Annotated in this window: 16 protein-coding genes; 9 read left to right on the top strand and 7 right to left on the bottom strand. The window is 68.3% G+C overall.

Annotated features, from left to right (window positions below; all coding sequences use genetic code 11):
• Positions 1-3: 3 nt before the first annotated feature.
• Both AB5I40_RS20685 and AB5I40_RS20680 read left to right on the top strand, forming a co-directional pair.
• On the top strand, positions 4-807 hold the full coding sequence (locus tag AB5I40_RS20685) for an ABC transporter permease (RefSeq protein WP_370940174.1): 804 nt from the start codon (positions 4-6) through the stop codon (positions 805-807).
• A gap of 41 nt (positions 808-848) precedes the next feature.
• Complete coding sequence (locus tag AB5I40_RS20680; RefSeq protein ID WP_370940173.1) at positions 849-1,559, top strand: alpha/beta fold hydrolase; 711 nt, start codon at positions 849-851, stop codon at positions 1,557-1,559.
• On the opposite strand, the gene pip is transcribed toward AB5I40_RS20680, so the two are convergent.
• Entirely contained in the window at positions 1,504-2,445 is a 942-nt protein-coding gene (gene pip, locus AB5I40_RS20675; protein ID WP_370940172.1) for a prolyl aminopeptidase, read from the bottom strand. The two genes, AB5I40_RS20680 and pip, sit on opposite strands and share 56 nt — an antisense overlap.
• Positions 2,446-2,541: 96 nt before the next feature.
• Positions 2,542-3,516, bottom strand: coding sequence for a hypothetical protein (locus AB5I40_RS20670; protein WP_370940171.1), 975 nt, complete (start codon positions 3,514-3,516; stop codon positions 2,542-2,544).
• 233 nt (positions 3,517-3,749) lie between these two features.
• On the opposite strand from AB5I40_RS20670, the gene AB5I40_RS20665 reads away from it, so the two are divergent.
• The gene (locus tag AB5I40_RS20665; RefSeq protein WP_370940170.1) at positions 3,750-4,697 is read left to right on the top strand and encodes an undecaprenyl-diphosphate phosphatase; all 948 of its coding nucleotides are present in this window, start codon (positions 3,750-3,752) and stop codon (positions 4,695-4,697) included.
• Between the two features lie 16 nt (positions 4,698-4,713).
• Complete coding sequence (locus AB5I40_RS20660) at positions 4,714-5,652, top strand: cytochrome c oxidase assembly protein (RefSeq protein ID WP_370940169.1); 939 nt, start codon at positions 4,714-4,716, stop codon at positions 5,650-5,652.
• Between the two features lie 47 nt (positions 5,653-5,699).
• Here the strand turns inward: AB5I40_RS20660 and panB are convergent, their stop codons facing one another.
• Positions 5,700-6,590, bottom strand: a complete 891-nt coding sequence (gene panB / locus AB5I40_RS20655; RefSeq protein ID WP_370940168.1) for a 3-methyl-2-oxobutanoate hydroxymethyltransferase — start codon at positions 6,588-6,590, stop codon at positions 5,700-5,702.
• A 298-nt stretch (positions 6,591-6,888) separates the two neighbouring features.
• Here panB and lysX point away from each other — a divergent pair, with 298 nt between their 5' ends.
• From lysX to AB5I40_RS20640, 3 genes are all read left to right on the top strand, one after another.
• Positions 6,889-10,212 (top strand): bifunctional lysylphosphatidylglycerol synthetase/lysine--tRNA ligase LysX, encoded by a 3,324-nt coding sequence (gene lysX, locus AB5I40_RS20650; protein WP_370940167.1) that lies wholly within the window; start codon positions 6,889-6,891, stop codon positions 10,210-10,212.
• A 989-nt stretch (positions 10,213-11,201) separates the two neighbouring features.
• On the top strand, positions 11,202-11,810 hold the full coding sequence (locus tag AB5I40_RS20645) for a hypothetical protein (protein ID WP_370940166.1): 609 nt from the start codon (positions 11,202-11,204) through the stop codon (positions 11,808-11,810).
• 7 nt (positions 11,811-11,817) lie between these two features.
• The gene (locus AB5I40_RS20640; protein ID WP_370940165.1) at positions 11,818-12,399 is read left to right on the top strand and encodes a DinB family protein; all 582 of its coding nucleotides are present in this window, start codon (positions 11,818-11,820) and stop codon (positions 12,397-12,399) included.
• A gap of 738 nt (positions 12,400-13,137) precedes the next feature.
• Here the strand turns inward: AB5I40_RS20640 and AB5I40_RS20635 are convergent.
• The 3 genes from AB5I40_RS20635 to secA2 form a co-directional block, all read right to left on the bottom strand.
• Positions 13,138-13,671, bottom strand: a complete 534-nt coding sequence (locus AB5I40_RS20635; RefSeq protein WP_370940164.1) for a methylated-DNA--[protein]-cysteine S-methyltransferase — start codon at positions 13,669-13,671, stop codon at positions 13,138-13,140.
• 467 nt (positions 13,672-14,138) lie between these two features.
• Positions 14,139-15,860 carry an NAD+ synthase gene (locus tag AB5I40_RS20630; RefSeq protein ID WP_370940163.1) on the bottom strand — a complete coding sequence of 574 codons (1,722 nt, stop codon included), beginning with the start codon at positions 15,858-15,860 and terminating at the stop codon, positions 14,139-14,141.
• 103 nt (positions 15,861-15,963) lie between these two features.
• Complete coding sequence (gene secA2, locus AB5I40_RS20625) at positions 15,964-18,303, bottom strand: accessory Sec system translocase SecA2 (RefSeq protein WP_370940162.1); 2,340 nt, start codon at positions 18,301-18,303, stop codon at positions 15,964-15,966.
• Between the two features lie 100 nt (positions 18,304-18,403).
• Here secA2 and AB5I40_RS20620 point away from each other — a divergent pair, with 100 nt between their 5' ends.
• The gene (locus AB5I40_RS20620) at positions 18,404-20,026 is read left to right on the top strand and encodes an alpha/beta hydrolase (protein ID WP_370940161.1); all 1,623 of its coding nucleotides are present in this window, start codon (positions 18,404-18,406) and stop codon (positions 20,024-20,026) included.
• Positions 20,027-20,028: 2 nt separating this feature from the next.
• Positions 20,029-21,435 carry an alpha/beta hydrolase gene (locus AB5I40_RS20615; RefSeq protein WP_370940160.1) on the top strand — a complete coding sequence of 469 codons (1,407 nt, stop codon included), beginning with the start codon at positions 20,029-20,031 and terminating at the stop codon, positions 21,433-21,435.
• Here AB5I40_RS20615 and AB5I40_RS20610 read toward each other — a convergent pair.
• Positions 21,432-22,067, bottom strand: coding sequence for an LppX_LprAFG lipoprotein (locus AB5I40_RS20610; RefSeq protein WP_370940159.1), 636 nt, complete (start codon positions 22,065-22,067; stop codon positions 21,432-21,434). The genes AB5I40_RS20615 and AB5I40_RS20610 overlap by 4 nt on opposite strands.
• Between the last annotated feature and the right edge of the window lie 56 nt (positions 22,068-22,123).

Below are 22,123 nucleotides of genomic sequence, written 5' to 3'. Positions count from 1 at the left end.
CGGATGTCGAAACCCGCCCGGGTGCTGCTGTGGACCGCACTCGGCGCCGGATTCGCGGTGATCTATTTCCCGCTGCTGGTGGTCCTGCTGAACTCGGTCAACGCCGACACCACGTTCGGCTGGCCGCCCAAGAGCTTCACTCTCGAATGGTGGGGCCGGGCGATCACCAACGAGGGTGCCCTGCACGCCTTGTGGACCAGCGTCATCGCCGGGCTTTCGGCGACCGCGATCGCGTTGGTGCTCGGCACGATGGCCGCGTTCGCGTTGCAGAAGTACCGGTTCTTCGGGCGCAACTCGTTGTCGCTGCTGGTGATCCTGCCGATCGCGCTGCCCGGCATCGTCACCGGTATCGCGCTGAACAACGCGTTCCGGACGATCTTCGGTCTTGACCTCGGCCTGATGACGGCGATCGTCGCGCACGCCACGTTCTGCATCGTGGTGGTGTTCAACAACGTGGTCGCCCGGTTGCGCCGGATGGGCGGGAACCTGGAAGAAGCGTCGATGGACCTCGGCGCGGACGGCATGACGACGTTCCGCCTGGTGACCTTCCCGATGCTGCGATCCGCTTTGCTGGCAGGCGGTTTGCTGGCGTTCGCGTTGTCGTTCGACGAGATCATCGTGACGACGTTCACGCTCGGCACGGGCATGGAAACGCTGCCGATCTGGATCTACAACAACCTGTTCCGCCCGAACCAGGCCCCGGTGGTCAACGTGGTGGCGGCGGTGCTGATCATCGTGTCGACGGTGCCGGTTTACCTGGCACAGCGGCTTTCCGGCGGCGACAGCTCCAGCGGCGGCCGGATCTAATCCGATTGCCACAACGGGCAGACAGCTTGCACAGTGCCGCCATGGATCTGCGTGATCATGGCGGCACTGGCGCGCCGGTCGTCCTGCTGCACGGTGGCGGGGGCCGGACAAGGCACGACTGGGACCACCTAGTCCCGCTCCTGCCCGAGTTCCGGATCGTCGCGTACACCTTCCGGCCGGGTCCCTGGAACTGGCGGACAGCGTTGGCTGATCTCGCCGACGTCGTCCGGCACTTCGGCCTCGACCGGCCCGCGGTGGTCGGACACTCGCTCGGCGGCATGCTGGCGGCGCTGTGGGCCGCCGAGCATCCCGAATGCCCGCTCGCGGTCAACCTCGACGGGCACACGAATCCCACCGGCCCGATACTGCGCGGCTTCGTCGACGAACAGGTCCGGCTGTCCGAGGATCCTGATCTGGGCGCGCTGATCGCGGCGTTCGACGAACTCGACCTGATCGCGACTTACCGGGCCACGCGGTGCCCGTTGGTGGTCGTCTCCTCGATGCGGCCGGACGCCGAGATGATGCTCCCCGAGGACGTCGGTGTCGCGTTCGCCCAGTACCGCAAGGAATTCGGCGAACTGCTCGATGCCGCGGCCGCGGACACTCCGCTGCTTTCCTTGCGGGAGACGGACACCGGACACGATGTGCACTTCGAAGCGCCGGAGGAGGTCGCCGACCTGATCCGCGCCGGCCTGGCTACCGAAACCGGTCCGTCGCCTCGCGCAGCGCGGGAATCACGCCGGGATCGCTGACCGCGTGCCCGGCACTCTCGACCAGCTTCAACTCGGACCCAGGCCAAGCCCGATGCAACTGGTGCGCCGTGATCGGCGGGCACACCGCGTCGTAACGTCCTTGTACCAAGACTCCGGGGATCCCGGCGAGGTTCCCGGCATCCCGGATCAACTGGCCCTCTTCCAGCCACGCGCCGTGCTGGAAGTAGTGCACCGCGAGGCGAGCGAACGCCAGTGCGAACCGCGGATTCGCGTATTGCTCCACAAAGGACTTCTGCGGCAGCAACGCCACTGTCGCGCCTTCCCAGACGCTCCAAGCGATCGCGGCCCGCTCGCGGACCGCGGGATCAGGGGAGTGCAGCAGCTCGGCATACCCGGCGAGCGGGTCTTCCGTGTTGTCCAGCGGCTCCAGGAAAGCGTCCCACTCCACTGGGAAGAGATTCGCCGCACCGCCACGGTAAAGCCAATCCAGTTCCCGCTGCCGCACAGTGAAAATCCCGCGCAACACCATCTCGGACACCCGCGACGGATGGGTTTCCGCGTAAGCCAGCGCAAGCGTCGAACCCCACGACCCGCCGAACAGCTGCCACCGCTCGATGTTCAGCCGTTCGCGCAGCAACTCCATGTCGGACACCAAGTGCCACAACGTGTTCGCCGACAAGTCGTCGTCGCCCGCGTTGGGCGTGCTGCGACCCGCGCCGCGCTGGTCGAACAGGATGATCCGGTAGGCCTCGGGATCGAAGTGCCGCCGGGTCATCGGGGAGACGCCGCTTCCCGGCCCGCCGTGCAGCACCACCACCGGTTTCCCCTGCGGGTTCCCGGCTTCCTGGCAGTAGATCCGGTGCCCGTCGCCGACGTCCAGCATTCCGTCGGCGCGCACCGGGATCGGCGGGTAAAGCTCGTCCATGCCGGACACTCTTCCCGAAGGCTTCCGGCTCCCCGAAAGGAGGGTGGGGGCCCGCCCCCGCCGCCGGGCTGAGCGGGCCCCCGTCTGTGATCGCGGTCAGCAGCCTGGTGTCGCGGCTACGTTCGCGAAGCCCTTCCCGGCGTTGGTCACCTTGTTGCTGGCGCAGACCTTGTTCCCGGTGGCCGCCTTGACCACGTAGAAACCGTAGGCCGAGGGCGCCTGCACGTCCGCGGTGTTGTCCGAGAAGGTGTTGTTCTGGCCCCAGCCGTCGACCTGCACGTGGACCTCGAACGACCCGTAGGTCGCGTCGTGCACGAAGACCTTGCTGCCCTTGTTGCCGGTGACCAGGTATCCGTTGCCCTTCACGTCGACCCAGCTGTCGGCGTAGTTCTCGCCGCTCTGGCCGGTGCCGTCGAAGGTGTTGCCGCGCAGTTCGCCGCCGGTGGTGCCTTCCTTGACGTCGATCGACTCCGCGCGCACGTTGGGCCCGATCTTGTTGCCGATCGCCTTGTTGCGGTCGCTGTGGTCGGGCTGCCCGTTCGGCCAGTTGCTGGTGGCCGAACCGAAGTAGATGCCTTCGCCGAACCCGCCGTTTTCCTTGCCGGTGTCGGAGATTTCGGAGTTCTGCACGACGTTGTCGCTGCTGCCGTGCTGGAAGTGGATGCCCTCGTTGCCGATGCCGGTCACCTTGAGCCCGTCCACCAGCGTGTGGTTGACGCCGAGCGCCATCACGCCTTTCTGGCCGCCGGTGACGGTGAAGCCGGAGAGCGTCCAGTAGCTGCCGGTCAGTTCGATGGTGCGGCCGCCGGACGCCTGCACGACCGCGCTGCGCGGGCCGGTCAGGGTGATCCGGCCGGAGTCGGTGCCGTTGGCGGCGGCCTTGAAATTGCCGGTGTAGGTGGTGTTCGCGGCCAGCTGGATCGTGGTGCCCGGCTTGGCCGAGGCCAGCGCCGTCTTCAGCTCGGCGGAGTTCTTGACCGGGACGGTCCCGGCGGACGCCGCGGGTGTGGCGAGTGCGAGCAGTGCTGCGGCTCCGGCAGTTGCTGCCAGAACCCGATCGCGGACACGCATTCCAACCCTCCTCGTCGAGGCTCGATGACTTCGGATGCGGCGTGCGCTCACGCTATGACATCGAGAGAACACTGGTCAAGTACATGATTGATGTTCATGGATGTGAACAAAATGAACAAAGGATGGCCGGAAAGTGTCGCCTGCGACTGTTCCCGCCCGGCTTGCTCGGAGTTAACCCGGTCCTCGGTAGCTTTTCCGCGGAATGCCCGAACTGCGGCGAGAAAGGCCCGTGAATGTCCGCGGTCAGCTACCTCGAGTCCATTGTCGTCGGCGCTTTGCAAGGCGTGTCGGAATTGTTTCCGGTGTCCAGTCTCGGACACAGCGTCCTGTTGCCGGCGCTCGTCGGCGGAAGCTGGGGCCGCGACCTGAGCATCGGGAAGGACTCGCCGTATCTCGCGGTGCTGGTGGCGATGCACGTCGCCACCGCGATCGCGCTGATCCTCTTCTTCCGCCGCGACTGGGTGCGCATCGTCACCGGCCTGTGGACATCGATCCGCCGCCGCGAGGTCCGCACGGCCGATCAGCGGCTCGCATGGCTGCTCATCCTCGCGACGATCCCGGTCGGGATCGCCGGGCTGCTGCTGGAAAGCCTGCTGCGCGACGTGCTCGGCAAGCCGGTGCCGTCGGCGATCTTCCTCGCGCTCAACGGCGGGGTGCTCTACGCCGCGGAGAAGTTCTCCCGGAAGCCCAAGGCGGCGGTCTCGCGCGAGGAAGAGACCATCGACTTCAGTGCCGAAGAGACGATGGTGATGCGCGCGGTGACTGTCGACGAGGCGACCGACGTCCGGCTGTCGAAGCTGAGCGTGAAGGAAGCCGTGCTCATCGGTTCGGCGCAGATTTTGGCTCTGCTGCCCGGGATCAGCCGCTCCGGCATCACCATGGTGGCCGGTCTGCGCCGCGGTCTCGACCACGAGGACGCCGCCCGGTTTGCCTGGCTGCTGGCGACGCCGGTGATCCTCGCCGCGGGCGCGTTGAAGATGCCGTCGCTGTTCACGCCGGAGAACAAGCCGTCGCTCGGCCCGGCTCTGGTCGGCAGTGTGGTGGCGTTCGTGGCGTCCTACATTTCTGTCCGTTTTCTGACGAAATACTTTGAAACGCGCACCTTGACCCCCTTCGCCATCTACTGCGCGGTCGCCGGAATCGGCAGTCTGATCTTCTTCGCGGTGTCAGGGGCGGCGTAGGGCGCAATTTCGCCGGGTGCACACTGAACGCATCGAAAGCGTGCCTGACCTGCCGCCGCTGAGCGGATCGACGTTGTTCACGGCCTGGACCTTGGACGTCCCGGCCGTGGTCGTCGCGCTCGCGCTCGGCGTCGGCTACGTCGTGGCGGCACGCCGTCAGGAGTGGTCAGCGGGCCGGACCACAGCGTTCCTCTCCGGGCTGGCCACGCTCATCCTCGTCACATGCTCGTTCCTGGGCGTGTACGACACGACGCTGTTCTGGGTCCGCGCGACGCAGAACACCGTCCTGCTGATGGTCACGCCGCTGCTGCTCGCGTTAGGCGCGCCAGTGACGCTCCTGATGCGCACTGTGCCGCCCAGGGTCGCCGCGTGGCTGCGTACGCACGGCCGTGGCCGCTTCGCGCAGTTCATCACGTTCCCGCTGTGCGTCACCGTGGTGCTGATCGCGCCGTTCCTGCTCATCTACCTCACGCCGCTGTACGAGCTTTCGCTCGACTCAGCGGTCGTCGGCGGCCTCGTGCGCGTGGCGCTCGTGCTGGCCGGCTTCCTGTACTTCTACAGCCGCGTGCAGCTCGACCCGACGCCGCGCAACGGCTCGCACCTGGTGTCCGTGTGGATCTCGTTCACCGAAGTGGTCTTCGACGGCGCGCTCGGCCTCGTGCTGTGGCTTGGCCCGCTGCTCGCGCCCGCGCACTACGACGCGGTGCACCGCGACTGGGGACCGGACCGGCGCACGGACCAGATCATCGGTGCCGGCGTGCTGTGGATCGGCGGAGACGTCGCCGGGCTGCCGTTCGTCGGCGCGCTCTTCATCAGGTGGGCCCGCGACGACGAAAAACGGGCGAAACGGCTCGACCGGAAACTGGACGAGGAGGCAGCGGCAGGCGAAGCACCGGCGAAGGGATTGTGGTGGGAAAACGATCCGGAACTCGCCGAACGGTTCCGCCGCTCGTGAGTGCTGATCACGGTTCTAACCGCGAACAGCACTCACGAGGCAGCAGCTCAGTGGAACGCGTGCTCAGGCGCGGGGAACTCGCCGCGCCGGACGTCCTCGGCGAACGCCGTCGCGGCGCTCTGCAGCACCCCGGCGACATCGGCGTACCGCTTCACGAACCGCGGCGCCTTGCCGCGGCGCAGCCCGGCCATGTCCTGCCAGACCAGCACCTGGGCGTCGCAGTCCGGACCGGCTCCGATGCCGACCGTCGGGATCTGCAGCTCGTGCGTGACGCGCTTGGCCGCCTCGGCGGGCACCATCTCCATCACGACCGCGAACGCGCCGGCTTCCTGCAGGGCCAGCGCGTCGGCGAGCAGCTTCTCCGCCGCTTCGCCGCGCCCCTGCACCCGGTAGCCGCCGAGGTTGTGCTCGCTCTGCGGGGTGAAGCCGATGTGGCCCATGACCGGGATCCCGGCCGAGGTGAGCGCCTCGACGTGCGGCGCGAACCGGTGCCCGCCCTCAAGCTTGACGGCGTGCGCGCGGCCTTCCTTCATGAACCGGACGGACGTGGCCAGCGCCTGCTCCGGCGACAGCTGGTAGGAGCCGAACGGCAGATCGGCCACCACGAGCGCGCGTTTGGCCGCCCGGGTGACCGAGCGGACCAGCGGGAGCAGCTCGTCGACCGTGACCGGGAGCGACGTATCGTAACCGAACACGTTGTTCGCCGCGGAGTCGCCGACCAGCAACACGGGGATGCCTGCTTCGTCGAAAAGCTCGGCGGTATACATGTCGTACGCGGTGAGCATCGGCCACGGTTCGCCGCGGTCCTTCAGCTCGCGCAGATGGTGGATCCGGACTTTTCGCGGCTTCGCCGGACCGGCGCCGCTCGCGGGTCCGGTTCCGTAAGGGGCGGCCACCTCGCCGGCGGCGCCATCGGGTTGGGCAGACTGGGCAGACATCGTCGTCGACCGTCCTTCCCTCGAGGCCTCGCGGAGGTCCCCGGGTCGTGGAGTCAGAACCGGACACAGCCTGACACGCGCGCGGAAGGGCCCCAAGGTCGTGCGACCAGCTTCACACGGCCGGGTAGCGACAACCGTTTTGCCTCCTGTGACGTCTTGATAGGCACCGGACCGATATGCGCCCGGTGGTGAGAAAGTCCGGCGCCTCCCTCGACGGAGCGGCTGCGCCGCAAGAAAGCCCGGCTACCGCCCCACCACCTCCCTCAACGGAGCGGCGGAGCCGCACGGAAAGGATCCAATGGGAACCCCAGTGAGCGCCCGCCCGCGCAGCCTTGGCTGGAAGGCGCGCGCCGGCGGTCTCGTGGCCACTGTCGTGCAGCTCGCGGCGATCTTTTCGATCGTGCTGCTGCTCGCCGGCGGACGGCACGGGCACCTGCTGAACGGCATCGACATGGCGTTCGGCGCGGTGAGCGTGCCGACCAGTTCGAGCCTGGTGATCGTGCTGCTGCTGGTCGTGCTCGGCGCGGCGCTGCGCAGGCGCAAGAAGGCCGCGCTGTACGTGCTCGTGCTGTTCCAGGTCGCGGGCCTGGTCACCACGCTGGTCCTGCAGGCGCTGCTGCTGTGGGCTCCCGACCTGCTGACTCTCACCGCCCGGCAGATGCGGCACATCCCGACGCAGGTGGGCGCGCTCGCGGTGGCCGACGCCATCTCGGTCCTGCTGATCGTGTTCCTGCTGTCGCTGCGGCCCGCGTTCCCCGCGCGGCTCGCCCCCGGTGCCTGGTGGAACGGCCTTTCCGTGCTGTTCATCGGGTTCCTCGCGGTGATCGTGTGCGGCTGGGCACTCACCGAGGTATTCCCGGGCAGCCTTGGCGACGCGTGGGAGCGGTTCGCCTGGGTGGTCAACCACGCGACCGGCGAGAACTTGCAGTTGCGCCGCATCGGCGTCGGCGAAGGCCCGGCGTGGATCGACGTCGTCCTCGACCTCGGCGCGACCTTCGTGTCTACTGCCGCGCTGTACACGCTCTTCCGTGGCGTACGCAGCCGTCGCATTCGGACAGACGACGAAGAACTGCAGCTGCGCCGTCTGCTGGGCGAGTTCGGCGAAGACGACTCTCTCGGTTACTTCGCCACGCGTCGCGACAAGAGCGTCATGTTCGCGCCCAACGGCCGCGCCGCAGTGACGTACCGCGTGCTCGCCGGCACCACAGTCGCAAGCGCGGACCCGATCGGTGACCCCGACGCGTGGCCGGACGCGGTGCAGGCGTGGCTCCACGAAGCGCGTACGTACGGCTGGACGCCAGGCGTGCTCGGCGCGAGCGAGAAGGGCGCGAAGGTGTACGCCGCGGCAGGGCTGCGCGCGCTGCAGATCGGCGACGAAGCGGTCCTCGACGTCCGAGAGTTCTCGCTTACCGGGCCTGAGCGAAAGTCCGTGCGACAGGCGGTGAAGCGGATTCAGCGCGCCGGGTACACCGCGCAGGTCCGTCGACACAGCGAGATCCCCGAAGACGAGATGGTGCAGCTGCTGGCACGCGCGCAGCAGTGGCGCGTCGACGAGACCGAGCGCGGCTTCTCGATGGCGCTCGGCCGTCTCGGCGACCCGAGCGACGGCCGCAGCGTGATGGTCGAGGCGTACGACGCGCGCGGCGAACTGCGCGGCCTGCTGTCGTTCGTGCCGTGGGGCCGACGGGGCCTCTCGCTCGACTTGATGCGCCGTGACCGGGACGCCGAAAACGGGCTCAACGAGTTCATGGTCGCCGAGGTCGTCGCGGCCGCGCAGCACGTCGGCGCGCAGCGGATCTCGCTGAACTTCGCGATGTTCCGCGCGGTGTTCTCCGAAGGCGAGCGCATCGGCGCCGGGCCGGTGCTGCGCGCGTGGCGCGCGGTGCTCGGCCTCGCGTCGCGGTTCTTCCAGCTGGAATCGCTGTACCGGTCCAACGCCAAGTACGGCCCGGAGTGGGAACCGCGGTTCCTCTGCTACTCCTCGGCGCGACGGCTCCCGCGGGTCGGCATCGTCGCGGGCGCGCTGGAGGGCTTCGTGCCCACCGGACGCGCGCGTTCGCTGCGGCTGGAGAACGTGGGGGAGGACTTCGTCGCGCAGGTCCGGCGCATCGACGAGGAAGCGGCGCAGGTCGTGCCGCGGCCCAAGCGGCGTCCGGAACAGGTGCGCGTGCGAGTGGCCAAAGTGGACAAACTGCGGGAGCTCGGGGTGGATCCGTACCCCGTCGGCTTCTCCCGCGAAGACCACCTCGGCGACATCGTGCACACGTTTTCCGGACTGGAACCCGATTCCCACACCGGAAAACGCGTCCGGGTAGCCGGGCGAGTGCTCGCCCTGCGCACCCTCGGCGGCCTGTGTTTCGCGCGGATCAAGGACTTCTCCGGCGAACTGCAGCTGATGCTCGACGCGAAGGTCCTCGACCTGACCGGGTGGCGAACCGGCGTAGACCTGGGCGACCACGTCGGCGTGAGCGGCGAGGTGATCACGTCCCGCCGGGGCGAGCTGTCCGTGCTCGTGGACGAGTGGACTGTCACCGCGAAGTGCCTGCATCCGTTGCCGGACAAGCGAAAGGGCCTCACCGACCCGGAGACGCGAGTCCGCCAGCGTTACCTGGACCTTGCGGTCAACCCTGACTCCGCGAACATGCTCCGCCTGCGCTCGACGGTCGTCCGTGCCGTCCGCGAACGCCTCCACCAAGGCGACTTCCTCGAAGTCGAAACCCCGATGCTGCAGACCATCCACGGTGGCGCCAACGCGCGGCCGTTCGTCACGCACATCAACGCGTACGACATGCGGATGTATCTGCGGATCGCTCCGGAGCTTTACCTGAAGCGCCTGTGCGTGGCCGGCGTTGAGCGGGTCTTCGAGCTGAACCGGAACTTCCGGAACGAGGGCGTGGACGCGACCCACAACCCGGAATTCACGATGCTGGAGGCGTACCAGGCGTACGCGGACTACAACGCCATGCGCCACCTGATGCGCGACCTGATCCAGCACGCCGCCGAAGCCGCGTACGGCGCACAGATCGTGCGACGCCCCGACGCCAACGGCCGCGTCGTCGAACACGACATCTCCGGCGACTGGCCGGTGATCCCCGTGCATAAGGCCGTGTCGGACGCTCTAGGCGAGGAAATCGACTCCCACACGCCCATCGCCACTTTGCGGAAGCTGTGCGCCGCCGCCGGAGTCCCGGTGCCGGAGGAAGCCAGCGCGGGCGACCTGGTGCTGAAGGCACACGAGCACCTGGTGGAGGGTTCGACGGTCCTGCCGACCTTCTACACGGACTACCCGACCGAGGTCTCCCCGCTGACCCGCCAGCACCGCACGGACCCGCTCCTGGCCGAACGCTGGGACCTGATCGCGTTCGGTTCGGAAGTCGGGACCGCGTACACGGAGCTGACCGACCCGCTAGAGCAGCGTCGCCGCTTGGAGGCACAGTCGTTGCGCGCGGCGAGCGGCGATGTCGAGGCGATGGAGCTGGACGAGGACTTCCTGCTGGCACTGGAACACGGAATGCCGCCGACCGGCGGGCTGGGGCTCGGGGTGGACCGGCTGCTGATGATGCTGAGCGGAACGTCCATTCGGCAGACGGTGCTTTTCCCGTTCGTCCGTCCGCAGGGGTGAGGCCGGATTCGGTGGTGCCGGGGCTTGCTGCCTCGGCACCACGTCGGGGGAGACGGCCACTGCTCCGGATCTCCCCGCCAGGCGGAGCTGACGTCTGGCGGGCTTGGTCTGCTTGACTCCGACTCGCTCTCGCACGGAGTCAGACGGGGGCTGATGCAGTGCTTTGCAGCCGTGAGCCGTGTCGGCAGTTGAAGACACCGCGCCACTGTTCGCCGAAATCCGCAGCCGCCAGAACTCCTGCTTCCGCTGGCTCGCAGATATCGGCACTCGCCGACATGCCCCAGCGGTCCGCCCTTGGCCACCGGTGTCAGCGACTGCAGACGTAGTGCCCGGCCAGCCACCCGAAGAATTCGTGGTCGTAGTCGCCTCGCCGCTGTCGTCGACCCCGCCGATGTCGGCAGCTGGAGACACGCGACTGCCATTCGCACACGACCCGTGGCCTGGCACACCACGTGGAGATCATCGCCCTCGGCCAGCCGCCCAGTCCATCCCCGTGACCAGCCGTCCCGGTGCCTTCCGCGGCCAGCCGCCTCAAGCCCCGCAGTCGTCCGGCTTCGCCGCCCCTGTCCTCCCCGGTGACCAGCCGCGGTCCCGGTGCCTTCCGCGGCCAGCCATCTCAAATCCCGCAGTCGTCCGGCCTCGCCGCCCCTGTCCTCCCCAGTGACCAGCCGCCGTCCCGGTGCCTTCCGCGGCCAGCCACCTCAAGCCCCGCAGTCGTCCGGCCTCGCCGCCCCTGTCCTCCCACCACGCCGAGCCGCTCCGCGGTGTCCCCTCCCTGCTCCCGCCCTCGTCTCCGCGATCCCCGGCCAAGTCCTGAACGTCCTTCACGTTCGGGGCGGGTATTGGCGGCCCGTCAACCATGATCCGGTAACCTCCCCAAGGATTCGGTGCGTGAGTTCGTGGTAGCGGATGGTGTCCGGAACCTCCGGTAAGTCACGGGTGTGACACCATCCGGCACTTCGTCGCAGAGATTCGCTTAGGGTGGGCAAGTGCGTGCTGCGCGGGTGGCTTTGATAGTCCTGCTCGGACTGGGTTTGGCGGGATATTCCGCGTGGCTGCTGGAGTTCTTCATGCAGACCGGGGTGTCGCCGACCGAACAGCCGGTCTGGGATTTGTTCTACGCGCAGCCGGTCTTCCAAGTCGCGGCGGGCATCGGCGGCGTGGCCTTTTTCCTCACCGGACCCGCCCTGATGCGGCTCGCGCCGGCGCACTGGAGCGGCCGGCTGACATCAGTTTCGGTGTCGGTGTTCGGGATCGTGCTGATGGTGTGCGCGGGCGTCCCGGAGACGGTGGTGACGCCGAACCTGCTGAGCGCGGCCGTCGCCGTCGGCGCGTTCAGCCTGATCTTCTGGTGGCCGTCCGGTTGGCGAGCTTGTGCGGTGGGTTGCCTGGTGGTCGTGCTGGTCGCGTGGGGGCTGGTGGTGGCGTCGACGCTGGCCGGGCATCTGGAGGGCGTGTTCACCCGGGTTCAGCTGGTGGTGCACGCGGCGCAGGTCGTGATCGGCGGCGCGTACGTCATGCAGACCCCGGTCCCGGTCCGCGGCCGAAAATTGTCGGTGGCGGGTGCGATGCTGCGGAGCAACAGACACCGGAAGTGAGGCCACCATGGCTGGCAAAGTCTCCCCGACCCCCGACGAACGCGGCGGTTTGCTCGGTTTCCTGGCTCAGCAGCGGCAAGCGGTGAAGACCGCCGCGTACGGCCTGACCGACGACCAGGCGCGCGCCGTGCCCAGCGCGAGCGCCCTGAGCGTGGGCGGGCTGCTGAAACACGTGTCGTCCACCGAAAGCGGCTGGATCGACCATGTGCTGCGCATCCCGCCGAAGCCCTTCGCCGAAAGCATGGCGACCTACCAGGAAAACTACCGCCTCGGCCCGGACGAGACGCTGGAGTCGGCCATCGCGGCCTACGACCAGGTGGCCGCCCGCACCGAAGAGGTCATCGCCGGGATCGAGGACCTGAACCAGGAAGTCCCGGTCCCGAAGGACGTGCCCTGGTTCCCGGACGATGTGTCGGCCTGGTCCGTCCGCTGGGTGCTCCTGCACCTGATCGAGGAAACCGCCCGCCACGCCGGTCACGCCGACATCGTCCGCGAATCCCTGGACGGCGCCACCGCCATGCCCCTGCAAGCCGCGGCGGAGGGCTGGCCGGAGACGGACTGGCTGAAGCCGTGGAAACCGGCGGAATGAGCTGAGTTTCGCTGAACGTTCGCCCAGCCAGCCGCGATGGCCGAGCCAATCCGAGCGGGGTTGGGTTGGCGGGCTCAAGGGTGGATCGCCGGTCAGTCGCAGCGGCCGAATTAGTCCAGGCGGCTTGGTTCCCGGTTAGTCGGCTGTGGGACTGGATGCCGCTGACCGTAACGGTTGGGTCGGTCGGCCAACGGGGACGAGTGATTCATTCGAGCGGACTGCTTCGCTCGGCTGCGGTGGTCACCTCCGAGCGGATTGCTTCGGTCGGCTGCGCTGGTCAGCTCACTGGCCTGGCTGGCGACGGGGCTGTCCTGGAACGGGTCGGTGGCTGGCTGGCGACGGACGAGCCAGGGGAGTGGCTTTCGGCTGGCCGAAATGACTGAGCCAGGGGGGAGCGGCTTTCGGTTGGCTGAGATGACTGAGCCAGGGGGAGTGGCCTTTCGGCTGGCTGAAATGACTGAGTCAGGCGGGCCGGATCGTGCCGGACTAGTCGCGGACGTCGGCTCGTCGGCTCGTCGGCTCGTTGGCCGCGGGGCCAGAATCGTCGACCGGGCGGCTTCGACTGGCTGCGAGCTTCGGCAAGCGGGTGCACTCGGTGGGGAACCTGCCGCACTGGGGGTGCGGCTGGATTCCGGCCGAGTGCGCCAAAGCTCCAGCCCGACCAAGCGGCTTTCGCACGGCGGCCGGGCAAGCCTCCTGACCGATCCTCAAGGCGGACCAGTTCTCGCGCCGACCCCGTCAGAACAGCGTCGGTTCCTCCGGAAAAGCCCCTTCGATCACCAACATCCGCCGCTTCGTCTCGACCCCGCCCGGCGCTGAGAAGCCGCCGGTGTTCTTGCCTGCTCCCAAAACCCGGTGGCACGGCACGATGATCGGAAAAGGATTGTTCCCCATCGCCTGTCCGACAGCCTGTGCGGAGCCTGGCGCGCCCAGCTGATGCGCGATATCCCCGTACGTCAGGACTTTTCCCGGCGGAATAGCCCGCGCGACGTCGTACGCGCGCCGGTTGAAGTCCGGCACGTCCCGGTAATCCAACGGTGCCGCACGCAGATCGCGAGCCTCTCCCGACAGCAGCGCGACGACATCCTCCACCACCGCGCGAAGTTCGTCCGGCACCGGCGATTCCGCCGCATCCGGGAAGCGCGTCGCGAGGTGCGCGCGCGTCCGCTCAGTCGTGCTTCCCGGCAGTGCGGTTCCGATCACCGCACCGTCCCGCCAGGCGAGGCCGCACGCCCCGATCGGGGTGTCGAACACCGTGTACCCAACCGTCATGCCGCCCAGCGTACGACCCGGCACCGACAGAAACTGGCGAGAAAACGACACGACCCTGCACCCGCGACCATCGCCCTGAGCAACCCAGCCGAGCGCGTCTGGCAATGGCAATGGCGAACGGCACCCGAAGCTTCCGCCGGTCGAGCCAAGCCAGCGTATCGAGCCTGGAGACCTCGGCCGGACGCTGGAACCGGGTTGCAGCAAGAGGCCCGGATAGCCGGGCCTCAGGACTCGGCCGACGGCACACCAGGTTCCAGCGTCCGGCTGCCAGCCAGTCACGCCGGGCACCCGCCTCCGAAGCGAAGCCGGAAATCCCGGTCAGCACGCCGTTCCGTCGCCCGGCGGCACCGGAAGTCCCGGTCAGCACTTCGCTCCGTCCCCCGGCTCCGATGCCCGGCGGCGTCGCAAATCTCGGTCAGCACACCGTTCCGTCGCCCGGCTCCGATGCCCGGGGGCGGAAATCCCGGTCAGGACTTCCGTTCCCGCCATCCGTTCGTCATCGGAAGCCGCCGGTCCCGGCCGAAGGCCTTGAACGTGATCTTCGTGCCCGGCGGGTACTGCCGCCGCTTGTACTCGGCTCGGTCGACCAGCCGCACGACCCGGTCGATGGTCTCCGGATCAAAGCCCGCCTCGATCAGATCCGCATACCCGCGGTCGTTCTCGACGTAATCGTCCAGGACGTCGTCCAGCAACTCGTAATCCGGCAGCGAATCCGAGTCCTTCTGGTCCGGCCGCAGCTCCGCCGACGGCGGCTTCGTGATCGAGTTTTCCGGGATCGGCGGCGTTTCCCCGCGCTTGGCCGCTTCCTCGTTCCGCCACCGCGCCAGCTGCCACACGTGCGTCTTGAACAAGTCCTTGATCGGCGCGAAAGCTCCGACCGCGTCACCGTAAATAGTCGAATAGCCGACGGCCAGTTCGGTCTTGTTGCCGGTCGCCAGCACCAGGTGTCCGTCCAAATTAGACAAAGCCATCAGCAGCATCCCGCGCACCCGCGCCTGGATGTTCTCCTCCGCGAGCCCGGTCAGCTGCAGCTGATTGACATACACGTCAACCATGTCGCCGATCGGCTCGACCCGGTAATGCGCACCGATCCGCTCCGCCAAGTCGGAAGCGTCATCCCGCGAGTGCGACGACGAGTACTTCGACGGCATCGAAACGCCGTACACGTTGTCCCCGCCGAGTGCGTCCGCAGCCAGCGCCGCGCAGACCGCCGAGTCGATTCCGCCGGAGAAGCCGAACGTAACCGACGAGAAGCCGTTCTTGTGCACGTAATCGCGCAGCCCGACGACCAGCGCCGACCACACCTCGGCCTCGTCCGACAGCGGTTCGCTGATCGTCGGGGCGACCAGCGGCGAGTACTCAACCAGCGGCGAGTCATTCAACACCCGCCGGTGCACTTCCAGCCCGTCGAAAGAGCCAGTGGCAGCAGCACTAGCAGCAGGCAGATCCAAGTCCAGCACCAGCAGGTGCTCCACGAACTGCGGCGCCCGCGCGAGCAGAGTCCCGTCCGCGCCGACCACCAGCGAGTCTCCGTCGAAAACCAGGTCGTCCTGTCCGCCGACCTGGTTCGTGTACACCAGCGGCGCGCCGGCCTCGGCAGCGCGCCGAGCGATCAGCGGCAGCCGCTGTTCGTCTTTCGAGCGCTCGTACGGCGACGCGTTCGGCGCGACCACCAGGTCGACTCCGGCCTTGCCCAGCGCGGAGATCGGCCCGCCGTCCTGCCAGATGTCCTCGCAGATCACCATGCCGATGTCGACGCCGTGCAGCCGCAGCACCTCGAGTTCGGTGCCCGGTTTGAAGTACCGGTGCTCGTCGAACACCCCGTAGTTCGGCAGGTGGTGCTTGAACTGCCGGGCGACGACCTCGCCGCGGTAAAGCGCAGCCGCCGCGTCGCGCGGGCCGATTTCGTCGTGGTCGAGATAGCCGACGTACGCGAGCACGTCGCCGCAGCCTGCCTCGTCGAGCCGGCGCGCCAGTTCGGTCACCGAGCGCCGGGACGCGTCGGCGAACGTGCGCCGGAGCGTGAGGTCCTCGACCGGATAACCGGTCTGGGACATCTCCGGGAACACGACGACGTGCGCGCCCGCCTCGGCGGCCTTGCGGGTCCACTCGACGGTGAGCGCGGTGTTCCCGTCGATGTCGCCGACGGTGGTGTTGACCTGGGCCAGTGCGATGCGCAGTTGCGGCATGCCGCCATTCTGTCCCACCGCACCGACAGAAACTACGCAGAGGTGAGCCAGAGAACGGCGAAGGGCCCCTCACCCGCGGCGAGGGGCCCTTCGAAAGAAGGAATCAGGACTTCTTCATCCGCATCATGCTGCGCACCTTCTTGACCGTCTGCTCGAAGTCCGAGTCGAACGGGTTGTCGTGCACCAGGTACGTCCACGTCGTGTTCGCCCGCCGCACGCCGACGTCCTCGAGGTCGAGGCCGTTGTCGGTGATCTCGGCTTCCTCGAGCGTCTTCGCCGCGCGCGAGGCGGATTCGGCGATGATCTTGTGGAATTCCGGGATCGCCGCGCGGTGGAACTCGTCCAGCGGCGTCTCGCGGGCCAGCGCGCGCAGGTGGATGCTCTCGCGCACGTCGGTGAGGTACGCCAGGTGGTCCGACCACAGCTGGTCGAGGTGGAACAGCCGGACCTCGCGGCACACCTGCTCGAGCCGGTCGGAGTCGTCCAGCTTTTCCTTCAGCTCGGCGAACTTCTCCGGCTGCGCCTTCTCCAGCTCCTCGGCCGCGAGCCCGGTGTGCAGCACCTTGTCGCGGTGTTCCAGCAGCTCGGCGCGCTGCCGCTCGATCAGCCGCGTGTAGCGCCAGGTGTTGCGGTGGATCTCCAGGTCGACGCCCTCGGCCACGCGCTGGGCGTGGTTGAGCTGCCGGTGCGCGGCCGGGTCGGTGATCTCGCCGGTCTCGGTGTCCGCGTCGATGCCGTCGGGCAGATCCGGCGCGTTCGACAGCACGAGGTCGTCGTTGAGGCTCGCGAAGAAGATCGCGCTGCCCGGGTCGCCCTGTCGTCCGGACCGGCCGCGCAGCTGCCCGTCGAGACGGCTCGACGGATATCGCGCGGTGCCGATCACGTGCAGGCCGCCCAGCTCAGCGACCTCTTCGCGGGTCGCGCCGTCGCTGCCGCCGAGCCGGATGTCGGTACCGCGGCCGGCCATCTGCGTGGACACGGTGACCGCGCCCTTCTTGCCCGCCTCGGCGATGATCGCGGCCTCTTCGGCGTCGTTGCGCGCGTTCAGCACGACGCACGGCAAGTCGACCTTCGCCAGCTTTTCCGCCAGCTCCTCGGACTCGGCGACGTCCTGGGTGCCGACGAGGATCGGCCGCCCGGTTTCGTGCACCGTGCGGATCTCCTCCTCGATCGCGCGCAGTTTCTGCGACGGCGAGGCGAAAACGCGGTCCGGCAGGTCCTCGCGGACGTTCGGGGTGTTCGGCGGGATCACCGCGACCTCGAGCTTGTAGAACTCGCGCAGCTGCTCGGCGACCGCCACCGCGGTACCGGTCATGCCCGCGACCTCGGGATAGCGCGCGAGCAGCGCCTGCACGGTGATCGAGTCGAGAATCTCGCCCCGGTCGGTGGCGGTGACCTGCTCCTTCGCCTCGACCGCGGCCTGGAGGCCGTCCGGCCAGCGCTGCAGTTCGGCGACGCGGCCGCGGGCGGCGTTGATCAGCTGCACCTTGCCGTCGCGGACCAGGTAGTCGACGTCGCGGGTGAGCAGCGCGTGCGCGTGCAGGGCGACGTTCACCGCGGCGAGCCGGTCCGAACCGGACTCGTCGTACAGGTCGACGCCGCCGAGCGACTTCTCCACGACCGACGCGCCGGCGCTGGTCAGCCACGCGTTGCGGCCCTCGGAGTCGGTCTCGTAGTGCAGGCCGAGCCGCAGCCGCCGGACGATCTTGGCGACCTCCTCGTCGGCGTCGTTGTGGTCGATCGAACCGGCCATGACCAGCGGCACGCGTGCCTCGTCGACCAGCACCGAGTCGGCCTCGTCGACGATCGCCACCTCGGGGGCCCTCTGCACGAGGTCGTCGGCGTTGGTGACCAGGCGGTCGCGCAGCACGTCGAAGCCGATTTCGGCGACCGCGCCGTAGGTGACCTCCTTGCCGTAGGCCTCCTTGCGCTCCTCCTTCGAGTGCGCCGGTTCGACCCAGCCGACGGTGACGCCGAGCAGGTCGTACACCGGGCCCATCCACTCCGCGTCGCGGCGGGCGAGGTAGTCGTTGACCGTGACTACGTGCACCCGGCGGCCGCGCAGCGCGTACCCGGCCCCGGCCAGCGCGCCGGCGAGCGTCTTGCCCTCACCGGTCTCCATTTGCACGACGTGCCCGGTGAGCAGGCCCATGGTGCCGAGCAACTGGACGTCGAAGGCCCGCTCGCCGAGCTTGCGCCGGGCGGCCTCGCGGCCGAGCGCGCAGATCTCGATCAGCTGGCTGTCGGTGAACGAGGCGGCCCCGCCGATGGCGTCCCGCAGCTTGCCCGCGCGCTCGGTGAGCTCGGCGTCCTCGAGCTTCTCCAGCTCCGGTTCGAGCTTCTCGACGGCGGGCAGCAGCGCTTCGTAACGGGTCAGCTCGACGCTGCCCGGCCGCTGGATGATCCGGCGGAGCCGCTTGCCCACCCGGCTGATCAGTGCCACCCCTGGTCTCCTCGTGTCGATGTGTCTCCGGTCGCACCCCGCACTGCCCAACGCGCCGACGGTGCGTTCGAGTTCCGCGCCCGGATGGCACGATCAAACCGTGCCACGTCATCCCAGCGCCAGCCCGAAAGTCCATCCGTTCGTCGCGTTAGCGGCTGCCGGCCTGCTCGCGACCACGCTCGCGGCGTGCTCGTCGAAGTCCGGCCAGGCCGCGCTAGCTCCGACGGTCGAATCGCACGCGCCGGTGGGCCCGGTGCCCGCCGGACTGGAGCGGTTCTACGGGCAGAGCGTGTCCTGGTCCGCGTGTGCACCCTACGCGACCTCGGACGACGCGCGATCCGCCTTCAAAGCGCAGGGAATCGAGTGCGGACGGCTCACGGTTCCGTTGAACTATGACAAACCGGACGGGCAGACGATCACCATCGGCGTGCTGCGCCACCGCGCGAGCGATCCGGGCCAGAAAATCGGTTCGCTCGTGGTGAACCCGGGCGGACCGGGCGCTTCGGGCATGGTCGCCGCGGCGGGCTTGATGGACCAGGTGTCGAAGTCCGATCTGGGCGACCGGTTCGACCTCGTCGGCTTCGACCCGCGGGGGATCGGGGCCAGCGAACCGCAGATCAAATGCCTGACCGGACCCGAGCGCGACGCCGACCGCGCCGACGACAGCGAGACCGACGGTTCTCCGGCGGGCGTCGCGAAGCAGGAGGCGGAGCAGAAGGACTTCGCCGCGAAGTGCACACAGCGGACGAAGTACGGCGACGACATGCTCGCGCACGTCGGTACGCGCGACGTCGTTAAGGACATGGATGTGCTGCGAAGCGTCCTAGGCGACGAGAAGCTCACGTACCTCGGCTACTCGTACGGCACGCGCATCGGGTCCACGTACGCGGAGACCTTCCCGAAGAACGTGCGCGCGCTCGTTCTCGACGGCGCTGTCGACCCGACTCAGAGCCCGGAAGACTCACTCGTCGCGCAGGGCCAAGGCTTCGGCGGAGCGTTCAACGAGTTCGCGAAGTGGTGCGCGGCGCGTCAGGACTGCGCGCTCGGCAACAACCCGGCTGAAGCGACGAAGCAGTTTCAAGACCTCACGCGCCGGCTGATCGACTTCCCGGTGCCGGTGGGCGACGGCCGCAAGCTGTCGTACGACGACGCGACCACTGGTGCCATACAGTCCCTCTACCAGCAAAATCTCTGGGAGTACCTGAACACCGGGCTGAACGAGCTGAAGCTGCAGCGCGGCACGACGTTGGAGAAGCTCGCCGACATCTACAACGAGCGCAATCCGGACGGCAGCTACGGCACCACGCAGGACGCCTTCATCGCGATCCGCTGCGTCGACGACCCTCGTGTCACCGATCCGAAGCAGATCCTCGAAGGCCAGGAGAAATACGTAAAGGCGGCACCGTTCCTCGACGACGGCCGCCAGGCCAGCTCCGCCCGCGACGCGTGCGCGTTCTGGCCGGTGCCGAACACGTCGAAGCCGCACGAGCCGAACGTCGAGGGCCTGCCGAAGACCCTGACGATCTCGACGACGAACGACCCCGCGACGCCGTACCAGGCGGGCGTGAATCTCGCGAAGGCGCTGAAGGGCTCGCTGTTGACCTTCGAGGGGACGCAGCACACGGTGTTCCTTCAGGGCAACGCGTGCGTCGACAAGGCGGGCGCGGAGTACCTGATCGACGGCACGACACCGCCGGACGGCACTCGCTGTAAGGCCAACTGAGGTTGCGCTGGCTCGCGACGGTTGTGGTGGCGATGATGCTCGCCGCTACGGCTTGCGCGAGCCAGCGAGCAGCGCTCGAGTGGGGACCGTGTGCGCCGTACGCGCAGACTGCTTTCGAGAAGGGCCTGTACGCGGACGAGTCGGCCGACTGTGCCCGGCTGACGGTGCCGCTCGACTACGCGAACCCGCAGGGCGCGACAGTGTCGATCGGTTTGCTGCGGCATCGGGCCACGGATCCGGCACACCGGATCGGGTCTCTCGTGCTCAATCCCGGTGGGCCGGGCAGTTCGGGGATGACCGCGGCGGCCACATTGGCGCAGCCTGCCGGAACTCTTGCCCGGCAATTCGACCTGGTCGGCTTCGATCCTCGCGGTGTTCACGCGAGCGAGCCTCGGATCCGTTGCCAGTCGGATGCCGAGCAGGACGCCGCTCGTACGTCAGATGCCGGGAGCGCTGGCTGTCTTGAAAAGACCGGCGCGGAGTTTCTCGCCCACGTAGGCACGCGAGAGGTCGTACGCGACCTCGACGCCCTTCGAGCCGCCCTCGGCGACGCGAAGCTCACGTACCTCGGCTACTCGTACGGCACGCAGATCGGTTCGGCGTACGCAGAGGCGTATCCGGACAAGGTGCGCGCCATGGTCCTCGACGGCGCCATCGACCCCGCACAGAACTTGCCGCAGACGCTGATCGCGCAGACCGCCGGGTTTCAGGACGCCTTCACCCGCTTCGCGCAGTGGTGCGCGAAGCGGCCTGGGTGCCCACTGATCGGCGACGCGACCGCCGCCTTCCAGCGAATCGCCCGCCCTCCGGTCTCCGCACTGCCCGGCCGCACGCTGTCCTTCGCCGACACCGTCACCGCGACGGAAGCCGCGCTCTACTCCCGCGCGCAGTGGCCGAATTTGCAGCAAGCACTGGAAGAACTAGCGACCAGGCGTAGCGGCGCGAAGCTGCTTCAGATGGCCGACGACTACTACCAACGCGACGAGAACGGCCACTACAGCGGAGCCTTCGACGCCTACTACGCCGTCCGCTGCGTCGACTACGCCCGCGTCACCGACCGCACGGTCATCGACGCCGCGCACAGCCAAATGCTTACCGGCGCACCGTTCCTCACCGGCAGCTCGCCCGACGCGCACGAACTCGACACCTGCGCGACCTGGCCCGTACCGCCGACCTCACGGCCGCACAGTCCGTCCGCGCCCGGCCTGCCGAAGACGCTCGTCATCTCGACCACGCATGACCCGGCGACGCCCTACCGTCAGGGCGTAGCGCTCGCGAAAGACCTCAACGCCGCACTGCTGACTGTCGACGACGTACAGCACGCAGCGTTCCTGAAAGGCAACGCCTGCGTCGACAAGGCGGCAACGACGTACCTCAGCACGGCCATCGCCCGAGACGGCAACTGCTAGGGCTGCTGATCCGTCAGCAGGACTTCGTACATCACCGGGCTATCCCGGACCGTCGCTGGCGGCACCTGCAGCCACATCCGCGCGAAGCGGCGCGGCTCGGCCGCCGTCACCCAGATCTTCACGTTGACGTCCGCGTGGATCTGCGGAATCAGCGTCGCCGCGACAGCCTGGGGCACGGTTCCGCCGACGCGGTAGCCGTCGACGTGCTGGATCGTCTCGCGGATTTCGGTTTTCGGCTGCTGGAGCGAGCCGAGGAGACGGATCAGGCCTCCGTGCGGGCCGAGGAACCGGCCGACAGTGAAGGGCGTGGGGCCCTTGGTTTCGCGACCCTTCGTGTCCTTGGTGGTCGCGGTGTGCCCGGAGACGGTAAACGAGAACGACCGATCGGTGAATTCCGCGCTGCCGCTCGCCTGGCCGCCGCTCTTGAGGGTCGCGTTTCCGACGAGCTTGGTCATCGGCAGGCCGGGCAGCACGCCGTTGACGCCGACCGAGAAGTGCAGGCTGGCGACCTTGGAGAAGTTCTCCTTGGCGGCGGCGAGCAATCCGTCCGCCGCGGGCAAGGGGGGTGCCGCGGTGCAACCGCCGACCAGCCCGAGGAGCAGCAGCGCCGGCAGGACACGTCGGCTGAGCATGGCCGAGAGCCTACTTGGTTGGCCCGATCCTTTCGGATGGTGTCCTTCCGGCCACT

Source organism: Amycolatopsis sp. cg13 (assembly GCF_041346965.1).
GTDB lineage: Bacteria > Actinomycetota > Actinomycetes > Mycobacteriales > Pseudonocardiaceae > Amycolatopsis.
The sequence above is the reverse complement of the archived record's forward strand: the minus strand, read 5'-3'. Positions and strand labels throughout refer to the sequence as shown.

Excerpts from the sequence above, each read along its gene's own strand:
- AB5I40_RS20685 (WP_370940174.1), top strand. The coding sequence starts at position 4 with ATGTCGAAACCCGCCCGGGTGCTGCTGTGGACCGCACTCGGCGCCGGA.
- AB5I40_RS20680 (WP_370940173.1), top strand. The coding sequence starts at position 849 with ATGGATCTGCGTGATCATGGCGGCACTGGCGCGCCGGTCGTCCTGCTG.
- pip (WP_370940172.1), bottom strand. The coding sequence starts at position 2,445 with ATGGACGAGCTTTACCCGCCGATCCCGGTGCGCGCCGACGGAATGCTG.
- AB5I40_RS20670 (WP_370940171.1), bottom strand. The coding sequence starts at position 3,516 with ATGCGTGTCCGCGATCGGGTTCTGGCAGCAACTGCCGGAGCCGCAGCA.
- AB5I40_RS20665 (WP_370940170.1), top strand. The coding sequence starts at position 3,750 with ATGTCCGCGGTCAGCTACCTCGAGTCCATTGTCGTCGGCGCTTTGCAA.
- panB (WP_370940168.1), bottom strand. The coding sequence starts at position 6,590 with ATGTCTGCCCAGTCTGCCCAACCCGATGGCGCCGCCGGCGAGGTGGCC.
- lysX (WP_370940167.1), top strand. The coding sequence starts at position 6,889 with ATGGGAACCCCAGTGAGCGCCCGCCCGCGCAGCCTTGGCTGGAAGGCG.
- AB5I40_RS20640 (WP_370940165.1), top strand. The coding sequence starts at position 11,818 with ATGGCTGGCAAAGTCTCCCCGACCCCCGACGAACGCGGCGGTTTGCTC.
- AB5I40_RS20635 (WP_370940164.1), bottom strand. The coding sequence starts at position 13,671 with ATGACGGTTGGGTACACGGTGTTCGACACCCCGATCGGGGCGTGCGGC.
- AB5I40_RS20630 (WP_370940163.1), bottom strand. The coding sequence starts at position 15,860 with ATGCCGCAACTGCGCATCGCACTGGCCCAGGTCAACACCACCGTCGGC.
- AB5I40_RS20610 (WP_370940159.1), bottom strand. The coding sequence starts at position 22,067 with ATGCTCAGCCGACGTGTCCTGCCGGCGCTGCTGCTCCTCGGGCTGGTC.